20 protein-coding genes are annotated in these 19,441 nt (G+C 64.9%); 8 read left to right on the top strand and 12 right to left on the bottom strand.

Annotation, left to right across the window (positions count from 1 at the left end; genetic code table 11):
* Positions 1–2: 2 nt before the first annotated feature.
* From DIE12_RS00435 to DIE12_RS00445, 3 genes are read left to right on the top strand one after another with little or no spacing between them, the layout of a single operon-like run.
* Positions 3–848: a branched-chain amino acid ABC transporter permease gene (locus DIE12_RS00435; RefSeq protein ID WP_124519419.1), complete on the top strand. Its 846-nt coding sequence runs from the start codon at positions 3–5 to the stop codon at positions 846–848.
* Positions 826–2,601, top strand: a complete 1,776-nt coding sequence (locus DIE12_RS00440) for an ABC transporter permease subunit (RefSeq protein WP_124519420.1) — start codon at positions 826–828, stop codon at positions 2,599–2,601. The genes DIE12_RS00435 and DIE12_RS00440 overlap by 23 nt, the downstream gene beginning before the upstream one ends.
* Positions 2,598–3,305 (top strand): ABC transporter ATP-binding protein, encoded by a 708-nt coding sequence (locus tag DIE12_RS00445; protein ID WP_260426177.1) that lies wholly within the window; start codon positions 2,598–2,600, stop codon positions 3,303–3,305. The genes DIE12_RS00440 and DIE12_RS00445 overlap by 4 nt, the downstream gene beginning before the upstream one ends.
* Positions 3,306–3,368: 63 nt before the next feature.
* On the opposite strand, the gene DIE12_RS00450 is transcribed toward DIE12_RS00445, so the two are convergent.
* Positions 3,369–4,106 (bottom strand): helix-turn-helix transcriptional regulator, encoded by a 738-nt coding sequence (locus DIE12_RS00450; protein ID WP_260426176.1) that lies wholly within the window; start codon positions 4,104–4,106, stop codon positions 3,369–3,371.
* 459 nt (positions 4,107–4,565) lie between these two features.
* On the opposite strand from DIE12_RS00450, the gene DIE12_RS00455 reads away from it, so the two are divergent.
* The gene (locus DIE12_RS00455; RefSeq protein ID WP_260426175.1) at positions 4,566–5,624 is read left to right on the top strand and encodes a porin; all 1,059 of its coding nucleotides are present in this window, start codon (positions 4,566–4,568) and stop codon (positions 5,622–5,624) included.
* A 215-nt stretch (positions 5,625–5,839) separates the two neighbouring features.
* On the opposite strand, the gene DIE12_RS00460 is transcribed toward DIE12_RS00455, so the two are convergent.
* From DIE12_RS00460 to DIE12_RS00485, 6 genes are read right to left on the bottom strand one after another with little or no spacing between them, the layout of a single operon-like run.
* A complete protein-coding gene (locus DIE12_RS00460) occupies positions 5,840–7,219 on the bottom strand; it encodes an MFS transporter (protein WP_124519421.1) in 1,380 nt (459 codons plus the stop codon).
* Positions 7,216–7,935: an ABC transporter ATP-binding protein gene (locus tag DIE12_RS00465; RefSeq protein WP_124519422.1), complete on the bottom strand. Its 720-nt coding sequence runs from the start codon at positions 7,933–7,935 to the stop codon at positions 7,216–7,218. The genes DIE12_RS00460 and DIE12_RS00465 overlap by 4 nt, the downstream gene beginning before the upstream one ends.
* Positions 7,932–8,714, bottom strand: coding sequence for an ABC transporter ATP-binding protein (locus DIE12_RS00470; RefSeq protein WP_124519423.1), 783 nt, complete (start codon positions 8,712–8,714; stop codon positions 7,932–7,934). The genes DIE12_RS00465 and DIE12_RS00470 overlap by 4 nt, the downstream gene beginning before the upstream one ends.
* Complete coding sequence (locus DIE12_RS00475; RefSeq protein WP_124519424.1) at positions 8,711–9,598, bottom strand: branched-chain amino acid ABC transporter permease; 888 nt, start codon at positions 9,596–9,598, stop codon at positions 8,711–8,713. The genes DIE12_RS00470 and DIE12_RS00475 overlap by 4 nt, the downstream gene beginning before the upstream one ends.
* Positions 9,591–10,484 carry a branched-chain amino acid ABC transporter permease gene (locus DIE12_RS00480; protein WP_124519425.1) on the bottom strand — a complete coding sequence of 298 codons (894 nt, stop codon included), beginning with the start codon at positions 10,482–10,484 and terminating at the stop codon, positions 9,591–9,593. The genes DIE12_RS00475 and DIE12_RS00480 overlap by 8 nt, the downstream gene beginning before the upstream one ends.
* A gap of 16 nt (positions 10,485–10,500) precedes the next feature.
* Entirely contained in the window at positions 10,501–11,595 is a 1,095-nt protein-coding gene (locus DIE12_RS00485) for an ABC transporter substrate-binding protein (RefSeq protein ID WP_124484776.1), read from the bottom strand.
* A gap of 306 nt (positions 11,596–11,901) precedes the next feature.
* Between DIE12_RS00485 and DIE12_RS00490 the strand changes: the two genes are divergently transcribed.
* From DIE12_RS00490 to DIE12_RS00505, 4 genes are all read left to right on the top strand, one after another.
* Positions 11,902–12,249 carry a RidA family protein gene (locus DIE12_RS00490; RefSeq protein ID WP_124519426.1) on the top strand — a complete coding sequence of 116 codons (348 nt, stop codon included), beginning with the start codon at positions 11,902–11,904 and terminating at the stop codon, positions 12,247–12,249.
* A gap of 12 nt (positions 12,250–12,261) precedes the next feature.
* On the top strand, positions 12,262–13,506 hold the full coding sequence (locus DIE12_RS00495; protein WP_124519427.1) for a D-amino acid dehydrogenase: 1,245 nt from the start codon (positions 12,262–12,264) through the stop codon (positions 13,504–13,506).
* Complete coding sequence (locus tag DIE12_RS00500; RefSeq protein ID WP_124484779.1) at positions 13,503–14,294, top strand: aspartate/glutamate racemase family protein; 792 nt, start codon at positions 13,503–13,505, stop codon at positions 14,292–14,294. Before DIE12_RS00495 ends, DIE12_RS00500 begins: the two co-directional genes overlap by 4 nt.
* Before the next feature lie 82 nt (positions 14,295–14,376).
* Positions 14,377–15,081, top strand: a complete 705-nt coding sequence (locus DIE12_RS00505) for a GntR family transcriptional regulator (protein ID WP_124484780.1) — start codon at positions 14,377–14,379, stop codon at positions 15,079–15,081.
* Positions 15,082–15,191: 110 nt separating this feature from the next.
* Here DIE12_RS00505 and DIE12_RS00510 read toward each other — a convergent pair whose 3' ends face one another.
* From DIE12_RS00510 to DIE12_RS00530, 5 genes are all read right to left on the bottom strand, one after another.
* Positions 15,192–16,052 (bottom strand): class II aldolase and adducin N-terminal domain-containing protein, encoded by an 861-nt coding sequence (locus DIE12_RS00510; RefSeq protein ID WP_260428991.1) that lies wholly within the window; start codon positions 16,050–16,052, stop codon positions 15,192–15,194.
* The gene (locus tag DIE12_RS00515; RefSeq protein ID WP_124484781.1) at positions 16,049–16,939 is read right to left on the bottom strand and encodes an amino acid ABC transporter ATP-binding protein; all 891 of its coding nucleotides are present in this window, start codon (positions 16,937–16,939) and stop codon (positions 16,049–16,051) included. Before DIE12_RS00515 ends, DIE12_RS00510 begins: the two co-directional genes overlap by 4 nt.
* A gap of 201 nt (positions 16,940–17,140) precedes the next feature.
* Complete coding sequence (gene argE, locus DIE12_RS00520; protein ID WP_124519694.1) at positions 17,141–18,307, bottom strand: acetylornithine deacetylase; 1,167 nt, start codon at positions 18,305–18,307, stop codon at positions 17,141–17,143.
* The gene (locus DIE12_RS00525) at positions 18,300–18,977 is read right to left on the bottom strand and encodes a DUF1028 domain-containing protein (protein WP_124484782.1); all 678 of its coding nucleotides are present in this window, start codon (positions 18,975–18,977) and stop codon (positions 18,300–18,302) included. The genes argE and DIE12_RS00525 overlap by 8 nt, the downstream gene beginning before the upstream one ends.
* Position 18,978: 1 nt before the next feature.
* Positions 18,979–19,425 (bottom strand): RidA family protein, encoded by a 447-nt coding sequence (locus tag DIE12_RS00530; RefSeq protein ID WP_124484783.1) that lies wholly within the window; start codon positions 19,423–19,425, stop codon positions 18,979–18,981.
* Positions 19,426–19,441 lie beyond the last annotated feature (16 nt).

Genomic DNA, 19,441 nt, shown 5'->3' on the forward strand with positions numbered 1-19,441 from the left:
TCATGCTGCTTTCCCATCTTCTCAATCTCGGATACGCATGCGCGGCCCTCGCGCTCACGACGATAGGTCTGGCAATCGTGTTCGGGCTGCTGGGCGTGTTGAACATGGCACATGGCGAGTTCATCATGCTGGGCGCGTATTCGGTGGTCGTCGTGCAGCGTCTCGGGTTACCCGCCTTGCTTGCCATACCTTTGGCGATCGTCGTATGCGCTGCTGTCGGATGGATCGTCGAGCGCCTGCTGGTTCGCCCTTTGTATGAGCGGCCATTCGACACCTTGCTCGCAACCTGGGGCGTTTCGATCCTACTGCGCGAAGGCGTGGTCGCATTGTTCGGAAAGGGTTACCAGGACGTGACGGGTGCGGATGGCAAATCGATGGATGTCCTTGGCACCCAGTATCCGGCATTCCGGCTCGCGATGATGCTCGCGGTGGGCCTGGCATTCGCGGGGCTCGCCGCATGGTACAGCCGCAGCCAGACGGGCGCGCGGATTCGAGGCATGGTCGCGAATCCGCTTCTTGCCAAGGCAGCCGGCATCAATACGACCCGACTGGCCAGCGGCACGTTCATTACGGGTGTGGTGCTGGCCGGGTTGGCGGGGGTGCTTCTCGCACCGATCGTGCGGGTCGAGCCATACATGGGCCTCGACTATCTGCTCAATTCGTTTTTCGTGCTCGTTGTCGGTGGCCTGGGCAGCCTGCTCGGTCTCGCGGTAGGCACGTTCGTCATCGGAGGGACGCAGGTCGCGGTGTCGAGTTTCATCGATCAGACGTCGGGCTATACCGCTGTCCTGATCCTGTCCATCTATTTCTTGTGGAGTCGCCCAAATGGCCTCGTCTCGCGCCGTTGAAACGGCCCTCCAGGTTGTCACGGCGGCGATTCTTCTCAGCTTGCCGCGGTGGGCTGGTGATTACAGCGCAAACAGGATCGGGCTTCTGTTGCTGTATGGAATGGCCACGCAAAGCGTTGCTTTGTGCTGGGGGAATGCGGGCTTCTTGCCGCTGGGCCAAAGCCTGTTTTTCGGGCTGGGTGCGTATGTCAGCGCCTTTGTATTGCGCTGCGCCGCCGCGGCCGGTGGCGAATGGCAGATCATTATGCTTCCGCTTGCAATTGCAGTACCGGCGGCCCTGGCCTATGCAATCGGATTGATCGTCTTTGCGCGCCGGATCGACAGTGGGCCGTTCTTTTCGTTGATTACCCTTGCGCTTTGCATGTTGGGGTTTCTGGTCGCCAATCAATGGAGCAGCGTAACCGGCGGCTTCAATGGGTTGACCGATATCCCCGATCTGCCGATGACCGACAGGTATGGAAGCCTGTATTACGTGATCGCCGCGGCTGCGGTTGTCGTCACGGCGCTGATCACCTGGTTGAACCGCAGACCGATCGGGACGCTCTGGGCCGCCACTTCAGAGAATGAAGATCGCCTCCAGTTCTTTGGATTCGCGACACACAAACTGAAGGCTGCCGCTTTTGGCCTATCGGGCGCGATCGCAGGTTTGGGGGGCGCGCTGTATGCGCCTCATGAGGGCCTCGTCGGTCCTCAGGCGGTCGGCGTGGCGTTGTCAGCGCAGTTTGTCATCTGGGCGGCCGTCGGGGGAAAGCGCAGTCCGTTGGGCGCGCAACTCGGTGCCGTCGTGATCGGACTGCTCGCAGCGACCTGGCGTGATCTGTTTACCTATTGGGAAGTGCTGGTTGCGCTGATTTTCATCGGTGTGGTGCGGCTGTTTCCCGATGGCCTGGCCGGCATGGCCGCTGCGCTTGCCCGAATTGCGGGTCTGCGAGTCGCGAACACGATTCCGGAGAAACGGGCCGATGCGCCCGACATCGCCACGATTGACATTCGACCGCTTCAATCCACGCTGCTCAGTTTCAGGAAGGTGGAAGTCAGCCAGGGTAGCGTCAACATTCTCAACGGGCTCGATCTCGAGGTGGGAGCCGGGGTCATCAATTGTTTCATTGGCCCCAATGGCGCCGGGAAGACGTCGACGTTCAATGCAATGACGGGCCGCTTGCCAGTCCGTTCAGGCGAAATCCACTTTCGCGGGGCCGAGATTTCGTCCTCTCAGGCCTGGCAGGTCGCCCGACTGGGAGTCGGCCGCAAGTTTCAGATTCCCACGGTTTTCGCCCAGTTGTCCGTCGACAAGAATCTTCAGATCGCCCTGTGGGCGAATCGGATCCGTCCTCGAGAGATGCTGACTGCGGCGCCCCTGCATTGGAATTCGGTTCAACGCGTCCGCACGCTTGGAAAATTCGGGTTTCTTGAATCGAATATGGCTGTTCGTGCGGGAGATCTTTCTCAAGGGATGCGCCAGATGCTGGAGTTCGCGATGGTGGCCATCACCGAGCCGCGTCTTTTGCTCCTCGACGAGCCGTGCGCGGGCCTCTCGGCGCACGAAACCCGTCACATGATGGACGCGATCACGTCGACCGTCGGCGAACTGGAGGCGTCAGCCATCGTGATCGAGCATGACATGAGCGCGCTCGAAAAGATCGCCGGCAACGTGGTGGTGCTTCATCAGGGAAGAAGCCTCGCGGTCGGGTCTCTGTCGCAGATCAAGATGTCGGCAGAGGTCAAGGCTGTCTACTCAGGAGGAAGAAAATGAGCGAACGCCAGCGAGAAGCCATGTTGAGCTTTTCGTCGATCGTCGCCGGCTATGGTGACACGATGGTGCTCAAAGGGATCAGCGGCGAGGTGGCTGCGGGTAACGTCCTGGGTGTATTCGGCCGCAATGGTGTGGGCAAGTCGACGCTGATGCGCGCTTTGACGGGCGTCATCCGGCCCATGTCCGGTGCCGTAACCGTCAACGGGGGTGAAGTCGGCAAAGTGCCGTCGCATCAGCGACGACGTTTGGGGATGAGCTACGCGCCGCAGGAACGGGTTGTCTTTGACAATTTGAGCGTCGCAGACAACCTGACACTCGGATTCAAGACAAGAAGCCTGGACGCATACGACGACTTGTTCCGGATCTTCCCGCGTCTGCAAGAGCGGTTGTTGCAGCCGGCTGGAAAGCTGAGCGGTGGTGAAAAGAAGTTGCTTTCCTTCGCCAGAATCATCGCGGAGCGTTCGCCTCTCACGCTGATCGACGAGCCGTCGGAAGGGGTTCAGCAGGAGAACCTGGAGCGCATGGCGTCTGTTATCCGGTCTCGGACCGCAGAAGGAGCGGCGTTCGTGGTTGTCGAACAGAATCTGACGTTTCTAACTTCGATCGCCGACAATTTCATCGGTTTGGATCATGGAGAGATCGTGCTGTCGGGCGACTCGATCGATATGTCTCGCGACCAGCTCGAAGCCGTATTGGCGGTTTAGTCTTCCGTATCAAACGATTCGTCGCGTCGCGTGCACCTGATCGTCGATCGTGCCGTTCAACACTCATGACGGCGCGGTCGTTCTAGCCGCGGCGACGGAAGCAGCAAGCTCCGCGCGGTTGGAGAATCCCTTCTTGTCCATGATCCGCCGCAAATGGGTGCGCACGGTCGACAAGCTGATGCAGAGCAGGCGGCCGATATCCTGATCGGTACAACCCTTCGCGACAAGTTGCGCGATCTCGCTCTCACGGTCGGTGAGACCCGTTGCACTACCTGCCCGACGTTTGATGGCGCGGCAAAGGAACGGCTCGAGCGCATCGAGCACGAGTTTGTCGCGCATCTCGAATTCAGGTCGATCCTGTGTCCGCCAGATTCTCAGATCGCTGAGCTGGCGCTCGCCGTCGAAAACAAACATGTTGATCCCGTGATGCAAACCATCCTGTGCGAGAAACTCGTTATAGAACTCACTTTTCTCTAGTGCAGGTCGGTCCATGACCTCCTCCACCAAGGTGGCTTTGCGCATCTTGCAGAGCTGCGCCGTCATCGGGTCATTGTGCTGGTACCAGCTCGTGTAGCGGCGCACATGATCGGAGTCGACATTGACCGCGATCGGGTCGACGTATGTTCCTTTTTCTGCATCCCAGTTGTACGAGACGCAGAAATCGGATCGCAGCAGCCGGGTCAAGTCTGGCAAAACGACGCGTCTTACATCCACCATCGGTCCGAGCTCTTCGAGCCGTCCGATGATGTCCCCGAAAAGTCGGAGTTCGTCGAGCGTGAGGTCGTGAACTGGTGGCTTCAAGGGTGCCTCATCGGTAGGAAGAATCAAGAGACAGCATGCGCGGCAGCCTTGAAAGACAGGCTCGCATTACACGTCAAGCATAGCAGGGAAAAAATGCTGATCGGCAACGAAACTTCGCTTCCTCTACCTGTTCGTTGCATTCATGTCTCAGCTGGATCCACGGCATACCTACAGATCAAAAAGGGACGCTCGCCGGGGCCTTCGAATTTCGTGAGCGAGGGGGGAGGCCAGGGAATTCGTGTCGACATTTCTAACGATGGGCCTCAAAAAAAGCTGCTCATAGAGTAGACGCACAGTGGGAAGCGGACGTGCTGAGACTGTTCGTTGTAGTGAGGCAAGCTGCAGGATTACCCGGAGACGCCTGCCCATTGACCAAACGATTCCGATGCATTTCCAGCGGGACGTTTTCCTCAGTCATTCTCGTCAACGAAAACTACGCTATAAAATTAGGAAAGCGATATGAATATGGTCATCAAGCGAAGCATGGTTGTCTGCGCCGCGGTTGGGTGCGGCGCGGCACATGCGCAGTCCTCAGTGACGCTGTACGGGCTGGTGGATGCGGGCATTACGTACACGAACAATGCGACGTCGAGCACCGGACATGGCGCGCTCGTGCAGTTTGCGTCCGGGTCTTCGCAGGGAGATCGGTGGGGGCTGACGGGTAAAGAGGACCTGGGGGGCGGGCTCAAGGCGATCTTCACGCTCGAAAGTGGCTTTCAACTTTCCAACGGGGCCTTGGCGCAGAGCGGGCTGTTGTTCAATCGTGCAGCCTTCGTGGGCCTTGACGGGCGCTTCGGGACGCTGACGCTCGGGCGGCAATACGACTTCATCGGCGATATTTTCCCGGCGTACTCGATCGCAGGAAACACGGCAGCGGGCATCCTGGGGTGGGGAATCCCGGCGTATGCGGCTGGCGGGTATACGCTTGATAACCGACTGTGGGGCGATAACGTCAATAACTCGGTGAAGTATCTCTCGCCAAAGATTTCGGGTTTCAGTGCCGGCGCCATGTATGGTTTCGGCAATGTCGCCGGCTCGTTGGGCACCAATAGCTCGATGAATTTTCTGCTGAACTACAGCCAAGGTGGGCTCGCCGCATCGCTGTCGTATTTCAAGCAGCATAACGCGACAAACTCCGCGAATTTGACGGAATACGCAGGCGGTGCAACTTACAGTCTCGGGAAAGCCCAGATATTCGGCGTAGTGACCGATGTCCAGTTGAGCAGCGGCACCAAAGCTCGGGCGCTGACCTATGACGGTGGCATGACTTACTTTGTCAGGCCAGATCTTTCGCTTGGAGCAGGGTTCCAGTTTCAAGAGCGCAATAACGGGGTCGGCAGCGCGAATCAGGTCACCATCGGGGCGGATTACTTCATTTCCAAACGCACGGACGTTTATTTCGTTGGGGCGCTCGCGCATGATCATGCACACGGCGCTCAAATCGAAGCAGCGCTCGGGTCGCCGTCCAGCACGAGTTTTCAGACTGCGGCGAGAATTGGCATTCGGCACAAGTTCTAACTGTTGCGGGGCAAGACCGATGGCGAACTGGAGCTTCACCAATCTGTTGGGGAAGGGGCACAGTCCAGAGTGTTGTCGGATGCAGAGAAGCTCGAGCCACTGCTTACGCAGTGTCTAGTGTGTTGCATCGACCGGTTGAATCCACCATCCCTTGCGGCCAGTCGCTGTGTGCATGATGTCCTCGCTGTCATGAAGAAGGGCGGCCCGCGGGGGCGTCAACCCGGGTCGATGCGTCTGAACACGATCGCGAAGCCGGCCAGGTAGACGCTCGCGATCACGGCGAAACCGGCCGCGGTCGAGCGCTCCGGGCTGGCGATCGCGTGCAGCACGACCGACGCGATCGCAACGCCGACCAGCGAGCCGATCTGCCGGCTCGCGTTCAGCGATGCGGCGGCCAGATTCGCGTCCGCGGGGCCGGCCGACTGCATGACGACGAGATTCATCGCGGGGATGGCCTGGCCCGCGCCGAAGTTCGCGATGCCGACCGCGATCGCGAGCGTCGTGTAGGGCAGTGCCTCGATGCCGATCAGCGCGGCGCTGCCGAGCGTGGCGAGCGCGAGGCCCGCGAGCAGCGTGCCGCGCGGGCCGAGCCGCGCGCTCACGCGGGCGGAAGCGAGATTGCCGATGCCGAACATCGCCATCAGCGGAAACAGCTCGAAGCCGGCGCGCAGCGCGCTCGCGCCGCGCGTCTGCTGCAGGTAAAGGCTCAGCAGGAAGATTTCCGCGAGGATGCCGAAATTGATCGCGAGCCCGAGCAGTCCGCCCGCGACGAAGCGCCGGTTGCGCAGCAGCGCGGGCGGCAGGATCCGGTCGCGGGCGCGACGTTCGCGCCACACGAATGCCGCGCCGGCGGCAAACGTCGCGGCCGCGCCGGCGACGATGGCGGGCGAGCGCCAACCGGTGCCCGGCCCCTCGATCAGCGTATCGCTGAGCGCCGCGAGCGCGAGCGCGCCGAGCAGATGGCCGATCGTGTTCAGCGGGCCGGGATGGCGCGGCGAATGCTCGACATGGCGGCACGTGAGCCACAGTCCGGCGAGCCCGACAGGCAGGTTGACCCAGAAGATCCCGCGCCAGCCGATCGCGTCGACGAGCACGCCGCCGATGCACGGCCCGATCGCCATCGCCGCCGATACGAGCGCCCCCCAGATGCCGATCATCCGCGTGCGCACCGGCCCGGCCGGAAACGCCAGCGTGAGCAGGCTGAGCGAGCTTGGCATGAAGAGCGCGGCACCCACGCCCTGCAGCAGCCGCGCGGCGACGAGCATGCCGCTCGTCTGCGCGGCCGCGCAAAGCACCGACGCGGCGACGAACAGCGCGAGCCCGGCGACATAGATCGCACGCGGCCCGTAACGGTTCGCGAGCGCGCCGCCGAACAGCAGCAGCGCGGCGAAGCTGAGCGTATAGGCGTCGACGACCCAGACGAGCGCGGTCAGCGACATGTCGAGGCTCCCCTGCATCGCCTTCAGCGCGACGTTCACGATGGTCACGTCGAGCATCGCCATCACGAAGCCGCAGGCAAGCGCGACCAGCACGTGTGCCGGCCGCGCGGCAGGCGCGCCGGTCGCGCCGGCTGCGGGCGCGGCGTTCGTGCTCATGCCGCGCGCCCGCCGAGATAGAGGCGCCGCATCTCGTCGCTGTCGAGCAGCTGGGCCGAGGTGCCCGTCAGCGCGACGCGACCCATCGTCAGCACCACGCCGCGATCGGCGATGTGCAGCGCCTCGATCGCGTTCTGTTCGACCATCAGCACCGCGACGTGCTCGGTATCGCGCATCCGTACGATCGCGTCGAACACCTCGTCGACCATTTTCGGCGACAGGCCTGCCGACGGCTCGTCGAGCAACAGCAGCACCGGGCGCGGCATCAGCGCGCGCGCGAGCGACACGATCTGCCGCTCGCCGCCGGACAGCGCGCCCGCGGGCGACCGATAGCGGCGCCGCAGGACGGGGTATTGCTCGCACAGCTCCTCGATCCGCGTTTCGCGAGGGAACGCGGACATCGCGTGGCCGCCGAGCATCAGGTTCTCGCGCACCGTCAGCGCGCCGAACACGTTGTCGGTCTGCGGGACGAAGCCGATGTCGTGTTCGCGGATCTTGCGGTGTACCGGCACGCGCGCGATGTCGCGGCCATGCATCGTGACCGTGCCGGCGCGGGGCGGCACGAAGCCGGCGATCGCCTTGAGGAGCGTCGATTTCCCGCAGCCGTTCGGGCCGAGGATCGTGACGATGTCGACCGGCCCGACGGACAGCGATACGCCGTGCAGGATGTCGATGTCGGCCGTGTAGCCGGCGACCAGGTCGCGAACTTCGATCATGACGCCCCCATCAGATGGCGCGCATGGGCCCGGCCCAGGTAGGCATCGAGCACGCGGCGGTTGCTTTCGAGTTCGGCGGGACGACAGTCGGCGATCGCGGCGCCGCGATCGAGCACGATGCAGCGGTCGCACAGCTCGCGGATGAAGTGCATGTCGTGCTCGATCACGACCAGCGTGACGCCCAGTCCGCGGAAGCGGCGCAGCTCGGCGACCAGTTCGCCGCGCAGGTTGGGGTGAACGCCCGCGGTCGGTTCGTCGAGCAGCAGCAGCTTCGGCTCGGTCATCATCGCGCACGCGATGCCAAGCAGTTTCTTCTGGCCGCCGGAGATCGCCGCGGCGCCCAGTTGGGCGACGTGCGCGAGCTTCAGTTCCTCGAGCAGCGCGGTGGCGCGTGCGCGCGTCGCGGCTTCCAGCGTGCGTGTCGCGCGGCTGCGCAGCAGTGCCGCGACGGGGCCGTGGCGGGCCGACGACGCGGCCATCGCCAGTTCGAGCACCGACATGCGCGCGGGCATCGACGGCAACTGGAACGTCCGGCGGATGCCGAGCCGTGCGATCCGGTACGGCGCAAGCGTGTCGATGCGACGCCCGGCGAAGCGGATCGCGCCGGCCGCGACGGGCGCGAAGCCCGTGATCGCATTGAGTGCAGTGCTCTTGCCCGAGCCGTTCGGCCCGAGGAGTCCGACGATCTCGCCGTCGCCGACGGCGAGCGAGAGGCCGGACAGCACCGCGTTGTCGCCATAGCGGATCGTGACGCCTTCAAGGTCGAGCAGGGCGCTCATGGGCGAACCTCCAGCCGTTCCGGCACGAGGCCGCGCGGGCGCCACAGCACGCATGCGAGCAGCATCAGGCCGACGAGGCCGAGGCGCACCGCACCCGCGAGGTCGCTGCCGACGCCGAGCCAGTCCTTCAGGAACGGCGCGAACGCGTAAACCGCCTGAACGATGAGCGCGCCGGCCAGCACGCCGGCGTGGCTGCCGAGCCCGCCGACCATGACGATGGTCCACAGCGCGAAGGTTTCCGACGCCACCATCGCATCCGGGCCGACGTAGCTGATGTACCAGGTGAGAAGCGCGCCCGCGAACGCCGCGGGCAGCGCGCCCGCGACGCTCGCCCAGGTCTTCAGCGCGACCGGGTCGTAGCCGAAGCAGACGGCGAGCGCGGGCTCCTCGCGCATCACCTTCAGCGCGCGACCGAAGCGGCCGGTGGTCAGCAGCCGGCATGCGACGCAGGCGACGGCGAGGCCGCCGGCCGCGACGGCGAGGAACGCGAGATCGGCCCACGGCGCGCGCAGCCCGGGAAAGAGCGGCGCGATGCCGCCGATACCCTGCGCACCGCCCGTCAGCCAGCCCTCGTTCAGCGCGAACGTGCGCAGGATCTCGGCGATCGCGAGCGTCGCGATGCCCCAATAGTCGGCCGACAGATGTCGGCCGAGCCGCGCGATCGAGACGGCCAGCACGCTCGCCGCGCCCGCCGCGAGCGCCACGGCGGCCGGCAGCGGCCAGCCGAGCTGCGAAGCGATGCCGGCGGCGTAGGCACCGAGCCCCGCGAACGCAATGAAGCCGAAATTGACGAGCCCTGCGTAGCCTGCCTGCAGGTTCAGGCCGAGCGCCATCGTCGCGTACAGGCACGTGACGGTCAGCAGATGGACGATGAAACTAGACACGACGCACCTCCCCGTCGAAGATTCCATACGGCCGGAACACGAGCACGACGAGCAGGATGGCGAACGACACCGCGCCGACGTATTCGACCGGAAAGAAAGCGACCGGCCGGCCGACCAGCCCGCCGAAGTCGACATCGAGCGCGGTCGTCTCGGCAAGCGCGATCAGGAATGCGCCGGCCGCCGCGCCGAGCGGATTGCCGAGACCGCCAAGGATCGCGGCGGAAAACACCGGGATCAGCAGCCCGTAGCCGAGGTTGACGTGCACGCTTTCAGTCGCGCCGAGCATCGTGCCGCCGAGCGCCGCGAGCACGCCGCTCGCGAACGTGATCACGTTGGTCACGCGCCGCGCATCGATGCCCGTCGCGAGCGCGAGCGCGCGATTCGACGCGAGCGCACGCATCGCACGGCCGAGGCGGGTGCGGTACAGCAGCAGCGCGAAAACGGCGAGCGCGACGCAACCGCACGCGATCGAACCCGCCTGCGCGGGCGACATCGCGACGCCTCCGACCATCAGTGGCGGGCGCACCGCCTGCGCGTACTGCAGCGGCCGCGAGCCGGCGGTGCCGAGCATCAGCGCGACGGCGAGCAGCGAAACGGCGAGCGAGCCGATCATCGCGACCGCGCTGCCGGAGCGCAGCAGGCGCGTGAACACGAACAGGTTCAGCAGCGTCGCGGCAAGGCCGACCAGCGCGCACGACACGGCGGTCGCAAGCGGGAACGGCATGCCGATGCGCTCGAACCCGAGGGTCGCGAACGCGCCGACCATCGCGTACTGGACGTGTGCGATGTTCGGGAAGCGAATCAGCGAGTACAGCGTCGACAGGCCGACGGATACCAGCAACAAGTCGGACGTGCGCATCAGGACATCGATCAGGAACTGCAGCATCGCGTGCTCCCGGTGGCTACTGGGCGACGACGGATTGCCGGTACACGACCTTCTCGTACGGCTGCACGAGCCGCTGGCCGTCGGCATCGAAGGCGATCGTGCCCGTCACACCGTCATAGGGCTGGCTGGCCGCGAGTTCCGCACGCACCTTCGCTGGATCGGCCGAGTGCGCGCGGTTGATTGCCGCCGCGGACAGCATCGTGGCGTCGTACGCGTAGCTGCCGAACGCCGAGCGCGGCGCCTCGTGATACGCGGCGCGATAGGCCGCCGCGTACGCGGCGGCGCTCCCGCCGAGCGCCGCGACCTCCAGGCCGATCTGCCCCTGGGCGATCTGGGCGGGCGTGTCGCTCGTGCACATCGTCAGGTAGATGCCGTACCACGGCCGCTGGTTGAGGCGCATTTCGAACGCCTGCCGGTTTAGCGTCGCGGCTTCCTGCCCGTACGCGCTGTACACGTAGCCGTCGGGCTGCGCGCGCGATGCCTGTTCCAGTTCGCGCCGGTAGGTCGACTGGCCTTCCGTGTAGAGAACCGTCGAGACGATCGTGCCGCCGAGTGCCTCGAAACGCTTCCTGAACTCGGTTGCGATGCCCTGGCCGTAACCGTTGTTCGGCGCGATCAGTGCGATGCGCCGCAGCTTGCGGTCGTACACGTCCTGCGCGGCGAAGCGCGCGGACTGGTCGTCGAGCCCGATCGTGCTGAACGAGCCCGCGCCGATCTTGCGGACCTGCTGGCTCGACGAACCGATGTTGACGTGCACGTCGCCCTGGCGCACGAGGAATTGTCCGATCGGGATCGTCACCGACGACGAAAATTCGCCGAGCACGAGCGGCACGCGCTCGACGGTCGCCAGCTTGCGTGCGGCGTCGAGCGCCGTGTTGGCCGTGCCGCCCGAATCCTCGATCCGTACCTGCAGCTTCTGCCCGAGCACGCCGCCTTGCGCATTGATCTTCGCGACCGCGAGCTCGATCCCGCGCCGCTGGTCCTCGCCGATCGACGCGCTCGCGCCTGTCAGCGGCAACACGGCGCCGACGCTCACGTCGGCGTACGCAGGAAATGTTGTCCACGCGCCGAGCGCGACGCAGATCCCGAGACTCCAGCAACCCAGCTTCATTTTTGCGCTCCTGAACATGTGTTGAATTGCGTTTGAAATACAAAAGTGTCGACAGAATCACAGAACAAAAATCGTTGGCAAACATTTTTTGGACGAATGTTGCGAGGTCCGTAAAGTGCCTTGGAATGAACAAGAAAATGCCTTGTTTTAGCGCACTAGACGCACAACAAGAGCGACTGTAAACACCAGCGACGGGCAGATGCGCCAGATTGGGTCAATGTCGAATCTTTTCGAAAAAAGTGTATACAGTGATGAATACGAATGCTTAGAATTCAACCGACTCGACACGGAAACGGAGGCAGTGCGATGGACATCAAGCGCTATGGCGCGGGGGAACGGATGAGCCAGCTCGTGGTGGCGGGCGGCTTCGCGTTCATTGCCGGACAGGTGGCCGATGACACCGCGCTCGACGTCGCCGGCCAGACACGCCAGATCCTCGACAAGATCGACCGGCTGCTCGACGGCGCGGGGCTCGACAAGCGCCGGATCGTGTCCGCGAGTATCTGGCTGGCCGATCACCGGAGCTTTGCCGACATGAACCGGGTCTGGGATGCATGGGTTGCGCAGGGCGATACGCCGGCGCGCGCATGCGTGGAATCGGCGCTCGCGTTTCCCGAGTACACGGTCGAAATCGCGGCGATCGCTGCGCTCTAGCGGAGACGAGTCATGAGGACGGTCGTGCTGGGAGGCGGCATCGTCGGTGTGACGACCGCGTACTTTCTCGCGAAGGCCGGCGACGAGGTCGTGGTGGTCGACCGGCGCGACGGCGTCGCGCTCGAGACGAGCTTCGCGAACGCGGGACTGATCGCGCCGGGGCATTCCTATACGTGGGCATCCCCGCGGGCGCCGAAGATCCTGCTCAAGTCGCTGTTTTCGGACAGGCAGGCGTTGCGTCTCAAATGGTCGCCGGACTGGCGGATGTGGGCGTGGTGTCGCCTGTTCCTGCGGAACTGCACGGCGGAGCGCTCGCGCAGGAACACGTCGATCAAGGTGCGGCTGTGCCGCTATGCGCAGCAGCAGCTCCAGTCGGCGACCCGCGACGAGGCCCTCGCGTACGACCGGATCAGCAGCGGTTTGCTGTACCTGTACCGGGATCCCGCATCGTTCGAGCGCGGCGTCGCGAACATGCGGATTCTGTCCGACAACGGCCTGCCGCTCGAGACGCTCGATTTGCGCGCGGTGATCGAGCGCGAGCCCGCGCTCGCCGGCGCGGCGGACGCGATTGCCGGTGCGATCTACTGTCCGTCCGACGAGAGCGGCGATGCGCACCTGTTCACCCGGGCGCTCGCCGAACGCTGCCGCGCGCTCGGCGTCGAGTTCCGTTTCGGCGCAACGATCGACGGCGTGCGCGCGCATGCGGACGCGGTGGACTACGTGCAGACGTCGCAGGGCCGCGTGAGCGGCGACCGCTATGTGCTCGCGCTCGGCTCGTACTCGCCGTTCGTCGCGCGCGCGCTCGGCTACCGATTGCCGATCTATCCGGTGAAAGGCTATTCGGTCACGCTGCCGATCGATGCACGCCACGAGCCGCCGACGCTCGGCGGCGTCGAGGAAAACCAGCTCGTCGCGTGGGCGCGGTTCGGCGATCGGCTGCGCCTGACCGCGACGGCCGAATTCAGCGGCTACGACACGACCCACACGCCCGCGGACTTCGCGCACATGCTGGCGACCGCGCGGGCGCTGTTTCCGAACGGCGCCGACTACACGAAGCCGTCGTACTGGGCGGGGTTGCGGCCGATGACGCCGGAAGGCACGCCGATCATCGGTGCGACCCGCCATCGCAATCTCTTTCTCAACACCGGGCACGGCCACATGGGCTGGACGATGTCGTGCGGTACCGCGAAGATCGTCGCCGACCTGATCCACGGCCGGCAGCCCGACATCGACATTACCGGGATGACACTCCAGTGAGCGAACTTCTTTCGACCCCAGTGCAGCATGGCGCCGGTTCGTACGCGCGCTTCGGCTTCTCGCTCGATGCGGGCATCGCGCGCCGCGCGGCGATCGGGCTCGTCGTGCTCGCGACCGACCATACGATCGAATACGAATGGCGGCGCGTGCTTTCGCTCGACGGCGTCGCGTTCTACGAGAGCCGGATCGCGAACTCCGCCGACATCACCGCGGAGACGCTCGCGCGGATGGACGGCGGGATCGCGGCGGCCGTCGAGTTGATCCGCCCCGGCGAACGTCTCGACGTGGTCGCGTTCGGCTGCACGTCCGCGTCGACGGTGCTCGGCGAGGAGCGCGTGTTCGAGCGGATTCGCGAAGCGCGGCCGGGCGTGGCGTGCACGACGCCGATCACCGCGGCACGGGTCGCGCTGGGCGCGCTGGGTGCGCGCGGCGTTGCGCTTCTCACGCCGTACGAGCGCCCGATCAACGAAGCCATGGCCGCCTACCTGCGCGCGCGCGGCGTCGACGTCGTCAGGGCGGGTTCGTTCGAGCATCGCGACGACAACGAGGTGGCGCGGATCGACCGCGCTTCCATCGAGCGCGCGGTGCTGGCGCTGGCCGCCGATCCGGCGGTGGATGCGGTGTTCGTGTCGTGCACGAGCCTTAGGCTAGTCGACGCGCTCGCGGAGATCGAGGCGCGCGCCGGCAAGCCGGTCCTGTCGAGCAATCACGCGCTCGCGTGGCATGCGCTGCGGCTCGCGGGCGTCGACGATCCGGTGCCGGGCTTCGGACGCCTGTTGATGCAATGACGGTGGCAGAAGCACCCGAAGCGTCCGCAGGCCGGTCCATGGTCGATAATGACGGTCGCCGACAGACGAAGGAGGAGGCGAGATGGCAGCGAATTCCGTGCTTGGCGGCCGCGAGGCTATGGCGCCCAGGCGCGCGGGCCTTACGGTCAACGAGATTTACGAGCAGTTGAAGCAGATGGCCGTGCTGTACAAGATCCGGCCGGGCGAGCGGGTCAACGAGCTTGAACTGGCGGAACGGTTCGACGTCAGCCGCACGCCGATCCGGGAAGCACTGAACCGTCTCGTCGCGGAGAACCTGCTGGTCTTCGTGCCGAATCGCGGATTCTTCATCCGCCAACTGGAAGGGAAAGACGTGTTCGATCTCTTTGAGCTGAGGCGTTCGATCGAGTCGACCGCGGTGATGCTCGCGTGCGAACGGGCGTCCGACAACGACATCAAGACACTGCGCCGCTTCTGGCGGCAGGTGATGAAGAGCGCATCGCGGATGCCGTCGTCGGAGCTCGTCCTGAAGGACGAACTGTTTCACCTGGAGCTTGCCGCGCTGTCGGGCAATGCGGAGATCGGGCGCGTACTGCAGGGAATCAACGCGCGGATTCACTACGTGCGATGGGTCGACGTCGATCAACGGCGCGACGAGGCCTTCACCGAGCACCTGGAGATCCTGGACGCGCTCGCCGCGCGCGACACCGAACGGTGCGTTGCGTTGACCGACACGCACATCCGCTGGCGGATGGAGGAAATCACGCGGGTCGTGGAAGCGAGCGTCGTCAAGCTGTACGCGAAATAACGGGCGGTCCGCGACGCACACGCGCATCGCGGGGCCGCACCGACGAGACGCAAGGCAAAGGAGGACGGGGCGCGGATCTTCAACCGCAACCTCCGGCGCAGCCCTTCCGGTCACTCGCGATAAGACGGTTCCTCGACGTCGAGAATCCGCTTCATCTCGTCGAAATGAGCGATCGAGAAATCGTGGAAACGTTCCCAGTCCCGAGCCGTTTTCTCGGCCACTTCGTCGGACAGCACGTTGATCGGCTTGCCCGTCGCATATGCGTTGACGAGGATCTGGCAGGCGCGTTCGAGCGTGTACATGTCGTCGAAGGCTTCGCCGACCGTCGGCGCCGTCACCAGCACGCCGTGGTTGCCCATCATCAGGCGCGATTTGTCTTTCAGCAGCGCCACGAGGCGCGCGCCCTCGTCTTCGGTGTCGGCCATGCCGGAGAACGCCGTATCGAGCGCGACGCGATTGAAATAACGTGCGGTATTTTGTTCGATCGGCAGGATGGTCGGATCGCTCAGCGTAGAGATCGCGGTGGCGAACACCGGGTGCAGGTGCATCGCCACGCGCACGTGCGGCAAGCGCTTGTGCAACTGACCGTGGATCGCCCACGCGGTCGGATCGATTCTGCCGTTCTGAAGACTCGACGGATCGTCGGCATCGAGCAGGACCAGATCGCTCGCACGGATGCGCGAGAAGTGCATCCATTTGGGGTTCATCAGGAAGCGGCAGCCGTCGTCGGAAACGGCGAGGCTGAAGTGGTTCGCGACCGCTTCATGCATGCCCAAGCGGGCGAAAGAGCGGAAGGCGGCCGCGAGATCGATGCGAAGCTGGAGTTCGTTCATGGGAAAGATTGGTAGAGAAGGGCGCCGAACGTGCAGGTGCAAGTGAAGGATTTTGCGTTGATCGCCACACCAAAGAGGCTGTGGCAGAGATGCCGGCCTCGCCAAAACCGGCGTGCGTGGGTTGCGGGGTTCGTTCACCGACTCCCGGTGACGACGCTGTCCGTGGCCGCACTCGTGTCGGTAGCGTTCCAGAACGCGTTGCGGTCGCGGTAGTTCTGCAAGAACTGCTGCAGGCGCGGATTCTCGGAGCGGCGGAACACCTCGCCCGGCGCGCCGCTCACGGCGATCCGGCCATGATCGAGAAACACCACGCGGTCGGCCATCTGAGCAGCGAAGCCCATCTCGTGTGTGACGACGACCATCGTCATGCCGTCGCGGGCGAGCTGCTTCATCACCTGCAGCACTTCACCGACGAGTTCCGGATCCAGTGCGGAAGTCGGCTCGTCGAACAGCATGATGTTTGGCTCCATCGCCAGCGCGCGAGCGATGGCGACACGCTGCTGCTGGCCGCCCGACAGTTTCAGCGGATAGGCATCCGCCTTGTGGGACATCCCGACCATCTCGAGCATGCGGCCACCGATCTCGTTCGCCGCGGCGGCCGGCATCCGGCGCACGCGCCGCAGTGCTTCGGTGACATTGCCGAGGACGGTCATGTGCGGCCACAGGTTGAACTGCTGGAACACCATGCCGATGTTGCGGCGCACGCGGTTGATCTCGCCGGACGAGGCGCGCACGCGCGCGCCGTTGCGCTCGACATATCCGAGCGTCTCGCCCTCGATCAGGATCGTCCCGTGATCGTAGGTTTCGAGCGCCGCCATGCAGCGCAGCAGCGTGCTCTTGCCCGAGCCCGAGGGGCCGATCAGGCAGACCACTTCGGAACGCTCGATCGAGATGTCGATGCCGCGCAGCACATCGACGTCACCGAAACGTTTGTGCAGGCCGTCGACCTCGATGAGCGGTGACGCGGATGCGCAGGCACGCGTCACGGCAAGCTCGCTTTCGTGAATGTGGCTGACTGCGTTCATAAATACCTCGATCAGGTAGGGTCATCGAGCCGTGCGGGCCCGATGCGGCGCAATAGACGGGATGCCAAGGCGATGGATCGACTTTACGCGGTCGATATTGATAGAAAAAAACTCTTTTTGGATGCAGGTCGAAAGTTTTCCCTATGCAAACCGGCGCCGTACCCGACCTGCCGCGAGCCGGGCCAAGCGGGCCGCCGGTCTTTATGAGGAAAGATGATCCGCCAGGCGCCGCAGCATCGAATCGCAGTCACGCAATTGCTCGACGGTGACGAACTCGTCCGGCTTGTGGCCCTGATCCATGCTGCCGGGCCCACAGACCACGGTGGGGATGCCGGCCGCTCCGAACAGCCCCCCTTCGGTGCCGAACGCAACGGTGCCGAACGCGCTGGATCCGCTGAGGATCGCCAACAGGCGGGCTGCGTCGCCGTCGTCGGGCGTCGCAAGGCCGGGATAGGCCGACAGCGGTTGCATCCGGATGTCGCAGTCCGCGCGGACCGCGCGCATCTTCGGTGTCAGGTGTTCCTGCGCGTAGGCCTGCAATTCGTCGATCACCTGATCGGCGTCGAAGCCCGGCAGCGTGCGCACTTCGAAATCGAACTCGCACGCCTCGGGGACGATGTTGAGCGCCTTGCCACCGCGAATCACGCCGGTCTGCACCGTCGAAAACGGCGGATCGAAACGCTCGTCGTGATGTTCCGGTTGAGCGAGGCGGTCGCCGATCTCCTCCAGCCGGTTGATCAGACGGGCCGCGTACTGGATCGCATTGACGCCGTAGGGGGCATACGCCGAATGGCACGCGGCACCCTTGACGTGGCACCGCATCGCCAGCTTGCCCTTGTGGCCCAGCACCGGCTTCAGTTCGGTGGGCTCGCCGATCACGCACAGAACAGGCCGGTGCGGACGCGTTGCGAGTTCGGTCAGCATCGGGCGCACGCCGAGACAGCCGATCTCCTCGTCATACGAAAAGCCCAGATGGATCGGTAGCGTCAACCGGCGCTCGACGAACATCGGCACTGCCGCCAGCACCGAAGCGAGAAAGCCTTTCATGTCCGCGGTGCCGCGGCCGTACAGCCGGCCGTCACGCTCGCTCATCTCGAACGGCTCGACGGTCCACGCCTGGCCGTCCGCGGGCACGACATCCGTATGGCCCGACAGGAGGATGCCGCCGCGATCGCGCGGCCCGATGGTCGCGAACAGGTTGGCCTTGCTGCGCTCGTTGTTGTAGAACAGCTCGCTGTCGATGCCGTAGCCGGCCAGATAGTCGCGGATGAACTCGACCATCGCGAGGTTCGAATCGCGGCTGACCGTTTCGAATGCGATCAGCTTGGCGAGCAGCGCGCGGCTGGTCGGGCGGGTCGACTCACTCATCGCCTGGTACTCCGTAGCTCGGTGCCGCGGTCGGATCGAGCGCGCGAGTGACGTAATCCTGCATCTGCGGACGATAGGCGTGCCATAGCGCGGCGAGCGCGGCGATCGGCGCGTCATCGGTCCAGTCGACCCGCAGGTCGACAAGCGGCCACACCTGCGTATCGGCGATCTTGAGCGCGGCCGAATGGACCGGGCCGGCTTCGCCGCCGGCGTCGATCGCCGCCTGCATCGCGGCGAGCAGACGGTCGGCGAGCAGGCCGGGGGTGTTCTCGAACGCAGGCACCATGGCGTCGATCACGTCGCGGCTCGCCAGCATGTTGCCGGCGGCGACGCATTGCTCGCCCGCCACCGCATGGTGCAGACCGAGCGCATGTGCGCCGGTCTGGAACGCGGCCCGCCCCTGCGCATCGACTACGGCGAGTTGCCGATAGTCGCGCCAGCGGTCGGTGGCAAGCGCGGCCTCGAGCGCCTGCGCGGGGTCCGGCGCGCCGCCGCCGAGCAGATCGAGAACCTGCGGGCCGAGCGACGGCAGCGTGACGTTCTGCGTCGCCACGGCGCCGATGCCGGCGCGAACCCATGGACAGCGCGCGCCGACCGCAATGCTCGATGAACTGATCGCGATGCCGAGTTGTCCGGTTTCGGCACACCGTCCGACGATCGAGAACGTCATGTCACACTCCGGTCGCGGGCGCCGGCTGCCAGCCGTCGGGAATCACGGCGATCACGTCGATCTCCATCAGCCACTGCGGCTGGCCGAGCGCCGACACGACGAGTCCCGTCGAGATCGGATAGACACCCTTCAGCCACTTGCCGACTTCCTGATACACCGGCTCGCGATAGCGCGGGTCGATCAGGTAGGTCGTCGTCTTCACGATGTGCGTGATGTCGCTGCCGGCTTCCTCCAGCAACTGCTTCACGTTCTTCATCGCCTGCTCGGCCTGCGCGCGCGGATCGCCGAGGCCGATCAGGTTGCCGTCGAAATCGGTGCCGACCTGACCGCGCACGTACACGGTATTGCCGGCGCGCACGGCTTGGCACAGGTCGTTGTCGAGCGTCTGGTTCGGATAGGTATCCTTTGTATTGAACATGCGGATACGGGTGTGGGTAGGCTGGCTCATCGTGAATTCCGGGAAG

Origin of the sequence: Burkholderia sp. Bp9015 (genome assembly GCF_003853505.1) — a bacterium.
Taxonomy (GTDB): Bacteria; Pseudomonadota; Gammaproteobacteria; order Burkholderiales; family Burkholderiaceae; genus Burkholderia.